Annotated in this window: 5 protein-coding genes and 1 pseudogene; 4 read left to right on the plus strand and 2 right to left on the minus strand. The window is 68.6% G+C overall.

The features are described from left to right. Window positions 1-273 precede the first annotated feature (273 nt). Window positions 274-1,134 carry an aminoglycoside phosphotransferase family protein gene (locus ABZ826_RS38965; protein ID WP_361459292.1) on the minus strand — a complete coding sequence of 287 codons (861 nt, stop codon included), beginning with the start codon at window positions 1,132-1,134 and terminating at the stop codon, window positions 274-276. 133 nt (window positions 1,135-1,267) lie between these two features. On the opposite strand from ABZ826_RS38965, the pseudogene ABZ826_RS38970 reads away from it, so the two are divergent. The 3 genes and pseudogenes from ABZ826_RS38970 to ABZ826_RS38980 form a co-directional block, all read left to right on the plus strand. Next, window positions 1,268-1,867, plus strand: a pseudogene (locus ABZ826_RS38970) (zeta toxin family protein); the annotation flags it as partial. A 128-nt stretch (window positions 1,868-1,995) separates the two neighbouring features. Beyond that, window positions 1,996-2,655, plus strand: a complete 660-nt coding sequence (locus ABZ826_RS38975; RefSeq protein ID WP_361459284.1) for a zeta toxin family protein — start codon at window positions 1,996-1,998, stop codon at window positions 2,653-2,655. Further along, a complete protein-coding gene (locus ABZ826_RS38980; protein WP_361459286.1) occupies window positions 2,652-3,056 on the plus strand; it encodes a hypothetical protein in 405 nt (134 codons plus the stop codon). Before ABZ826_RS38975 ends, ABZ826_RS38980 begins: the two co-directional genes overlap by 4 nt. Here the strand turns inward: ABZ826_RS38980 and ABZ826_RS38985 are convergent. Further along, the gene (locus ABZ826_RS38985) at window positions 3,034-3,240 is read right to left on the minus strand and encodes a hypothetical protein (protein ID WP_361459288.1); all 207 of its coding nucleotides are present in this window, start codon (window positions 3,238-3,240) and stop codon (window positions 3,034-3,036) included. The genes ABZ826_RS38980 and ABZ826_RS38985 overlap by 23 nt on opposite strands. A 199-nt stretch (window positions 3,241-3,439) precedes the next feature. Here ABZ826_RS38985 and ABZ826_RS38990 point away from each other — a divergent pair, with 199 nt between their 5' ends. Then, window positions 3,440-3,721: a hypothetical protein gene (locus ABZ826_RS38990; RefSeq protein ID WP_361459290.1), complete on the plus strand. Its 282-nt coding sequence runs from the start codon at window positions 3,440-3,442 to the stop codon at window positions 3,719-3,721. The last annotated feature ends 62 nt before the right edge of the window (window positions 3,722-3,783 follow it).

Genomic DNA, 3,783 nt, shown 5'->3' on the forward strand with positions numbered 1-3,783 from the left:
CACCCGTCGAATACGAGACCAGCTACTACCTGACAACCACGAAACCCCAGGTCACAACCACCAACTGAGATCTCTACCGAACCCGGGGCGGTTCACAACTTTCGATACACGCCCTAGTTGGCACCTGGCCAAAATTCTTGGCATCTGTAATGAATTGCCACGTTTGTTGGCGCCGTGGTTCAGCGCGGCAGCGAGGCCGGCGCGCATGGGGTTGCAACGGCAACAGTCTCGTCGCTTGGTTCCTTGCCGCTTTCACGTGACCTTCGGCGATTTCTACAGACCATCCAGTCGCCTGGTCACTGTGTCGAGTGTCGGCCAAGGAGGACCCTCGCGCAGCAAGCGCAGGAATTCCTCTCCGAACCGCCTCCCATTCGGAAACTGGTCGCCAAGCTCCCAACGCCATGCGGCGACCATCGCGATAACGAGCTGCCGACACTCGTCCAGCAGCCCTTGGTCAACGCTTGGGTAGTGCTCGCAGACCGCCTCGGGAACATGGGCGAGATCGAACTCGACGGGTCCACGGCAGCACGTCTCAAGGTCGATGAACAACGGGCCGTTCTTCGTGCTGAGCACATTGCCTGGATGCGGCTCGCCGTGGAGCAGCTGCTCCACGGCGCCGCGGTCGTCGATCGCTCGTCGCAGGCTTGCCAGCCTGCCGCTGAGGAACACACGGTCCGCGTCGGTGAGCTCCGGCGAGCGATCCGGGTCGGCGACAACCTCTTCCGCCTCCGTGATCCGGTCCGTGAACCTCGGGCTCGGCACATCGACCTTGCGCATCCCGGCGTGCAGCTGCTCCAGCGCCTTGGCGTAGTCGACTGGTGTGGTGTGAGGTGTCACAGGCTCGTAGTAGGTCCACAGCGTCACTGCGAAGCCATCGCGCGTGTACACACGCGGGTCCGCCCGAGGATCCAAGGGACACACCGGGCATCCGACCTCGGCGAGCCGCTGAGCGAGATCGACTTCGAACTGTGCAACCTCTTGTCCCACAGGGGCGACCCGGGCAAAGACGTCGCATGGCGTCAGCCGCAGTGCCAGCTTGTTCGAGTTGTGGAGAACGATTGCATCGTTGGCTGGCAGGTCGAGCGATGCGGCGACCGAAGTCGCAGCCGCGATCGCACGCGTGACGTCGGTCATATCCACCCTCGAATCTTGGCATGGATGAGCGAGGGCGATGCCAACTATCGTGACTCGGTACAGTGACGCAGGTCACTCAAAGTTCAACGACAATCGCTCAAACTTCGCTGCAAGAGGTCATGAACATCCGTACATGGAGGGCGAGTTGGTGGAGGGTGTTGCTTCGGCGGTGCTGAGTGAGGGGGGAGCACCGCGAGTGCTGGAACGGGGTGTCCTGCCCTTGGTCACGCAGGGTGCCGTGAGCCAGGACCGGCCGGTCGTCGTCATCGTCGGTGGCCCGCCCGGAGCCGGGAAGACCCGGGTCGCCGACTTGGTCCAGGCCGCCCTGGACCGCCGGGGAGGCGCCGTACGCATCGGCCGCGATCTCTACAAGCCCGCGCACCGCCAGTACGCCGCGCTTCTGGACGCCGACGTCCGCATCGCTGGCGCGAAGGTCCGTTCGAACAAAAGCCGTTGGCAGGCCGCGGTCGAGGAGCACGTCCGGGCGCATGGGCTCGACGCGGTGGTCGAGTCCGCCCTCGCCGACGAGGACGAGTTCCGAGCGGTGTCGGCCGTGTACCGGCGCAGCGGTCACCGGATCGAGGTGGTGGCGGTCGCGACGGCCGAAGCATTGGCCCAGCTGGGGGTCCTGGGCCGTTACCTCGCCGGCGCCTTCCGGTACGTGTCATGGGAAAACCAGGACTCGTGCGTGAAGGGGATGCTGCGGACGCTCGCGGCGATCGAGGCGGAGCAGTTGGCGGACCGGGTGTCCGTGCTCCGGCGAGGCCTGGTGCCGCTGTACGACAACGAGCTCACCAGCGGCGGAAAGTGGGTACGCGCGGCGGCCGCCGCCTCGGTGGTCCGCACGGAGCGGATACGTCCGTGGGCGCGCCGCAGACCCGGGTGTTCCGCCGGGAGTTGGTGCGTGCGGAGGTACTGGTTCACGACGAGCGGCTGCCGGCGGACCGGCGGCTCGCGGTCTCCCGGGACGCGGAACGGGCCGCGGCGGCCGCCGAGCCGGTGCGCCGGATCGCGCAGCCGTTGCCCGGACCACCCGGGACGGACTACCACCGGCTCAACGCGGACGAGCACCGGTGGGTCTTCGACGAGCTGATCACGCCCTCCCATCTCCGCCGGGCCGCCTCCCGCCCGGACCCGATCGTCGTCTATCTGATCGGAGAGCCGGGCGCCGGACAGCTGCTGGCGGGGCGGATGCTGCGGCGCGCCATGCATCCGGGAACGGTCCACCTGGATCCGCGCGACCTGCGCGGTTCGCACCCGGACTACTTCCAGCTCGTCACCGACAGCCCCCGCATCGCGGACGAGGCGGTCCGGGCCGACGCAGAAATCTGGCAGGCTGAGGCTGAGGCGTACGTCCGCGAGCGGCGCGGCGACCTCGTCATCGAGGCCGACTTCGCCCTCAGCGCGGGCCGGTTCGCCCGGGCCGGATACCGGATCGAGGTGGTCGCCCTGGCCGGACGGGCCGCAGACAGTCGGCAGAGGACCCTGGTCAACCACGCCCGCGGCTTCAGCTCGACGTGATCACCGCGCTGCCGACTCCGGCCGAGCACGCGCGGGCGCGCCGAGCGGCCGCCGACATCGTGGCGGCTGCGGCCGCCAAGGCGGACATCAGCGCGGTCACGGTGCTCGGCAGCGACCACCAGGTGCTGGGCCGGGATGCGTGGGCTATCTGGGCGCTGGCCGCCGAGCAGCGCCGCCCCTATACCGATCAGGGGGCCGCCCGCTTCCACGCCGTACAGCGCGCCCTGCACCAACTGCACCAGGCGCTGCCCCGGATGCGGGAGGAGGTGGCCAGCCTGACGGCGCAGGCCCGGCCACTGATGCCCGCCCCCTGGCAGCCACGTCCGGTGGAGCACCTCCCCGGCCCGGCCTGGCTGCCGCTGCTGGCGGAAGGCCAGCTCAGTTCTCCTGCAGTTCCTTGAGCCGGGCTGCGTAGGCGAGAGCGATCTGCACGGTCTCGTCCTCGTCGGCGCTCTTCAGCCGATCCAGGTCGTCCACGGCCTGGTCCCGGGCCGTACGCCACCCGGCCACCTGGCCGGGGTCGTGCCCGGCCTCACGGTGAGCGTCGGCGAGCCGGGCGTTGTACCAGTCGCGCGCCCGCGCCACGAATCCCTGGCCTGCTCGGCGTCTCCGCCGGGCTGATGGAGGGGCTGCTTGGTGGGGTCTTCGGGGGTAAGGGGGTCTGACGTGACGGGTGCCGCCTTTGGGTTGTGCTGACGTGCTGGACCGGCCATTGTCCGTGCCGCGGCTTCACCGGCTCGTGGCCGGGCATAAGTTGAGCGGAAGGCAATCACCAGGGGGTCTCATGACGGGGCGGGATCTGCGCGCGCTGTTCAGCACCAACGACCGGCAGTTGGAGGCCGGCGCAGTGTTCACCAACCGGCAGGGCCAGTGGCAGATCGTCCAGGCCGCGCTAGGCGAGCACCTGGCCCGCATCACAGGCCGCGGTTTCACCGTTGAGGACCTTGAGGCGCCCCGCACCAGCGTGCTGGTGTTCCACGGCGTCGGCGGGATCGGCAAGACCACCCTGTCGCGCACCCTGGAGGCCGCACTCACTGGCTGTTGCTCATTCGGCCGTGATGCTTGACGGTCGAACGGGGGTGCCAGCCGGGTCCACCTTCGAATGATCATTTAGCGGTCCGCGCATGA

Source organism: Streptomyces sp. NPDC047515, from assembly GCF_040643055.1.
GTDB lineage: Bacteria > Actinomycetota > Actinomycetes > Streptomycetales > Streptomycetaceae > Streptomyces.

Coding starts and splice junctions, on each gene's coding strand:
- ABZ826_RS38965 (WP_361459292.1), bottom strand. CDS start 1,134: ATGACCGACGTCACGCGTGCGATCGCGGCTGCGACTTCGGTCGCCGCA.
- ABZ826_RS38990 (WP_361459290.1), top strand. CDS start 3,440: ATGACGGGGCGGGATCTGCGCGCGCTGTTCAGCACCAACGACCGGCAG.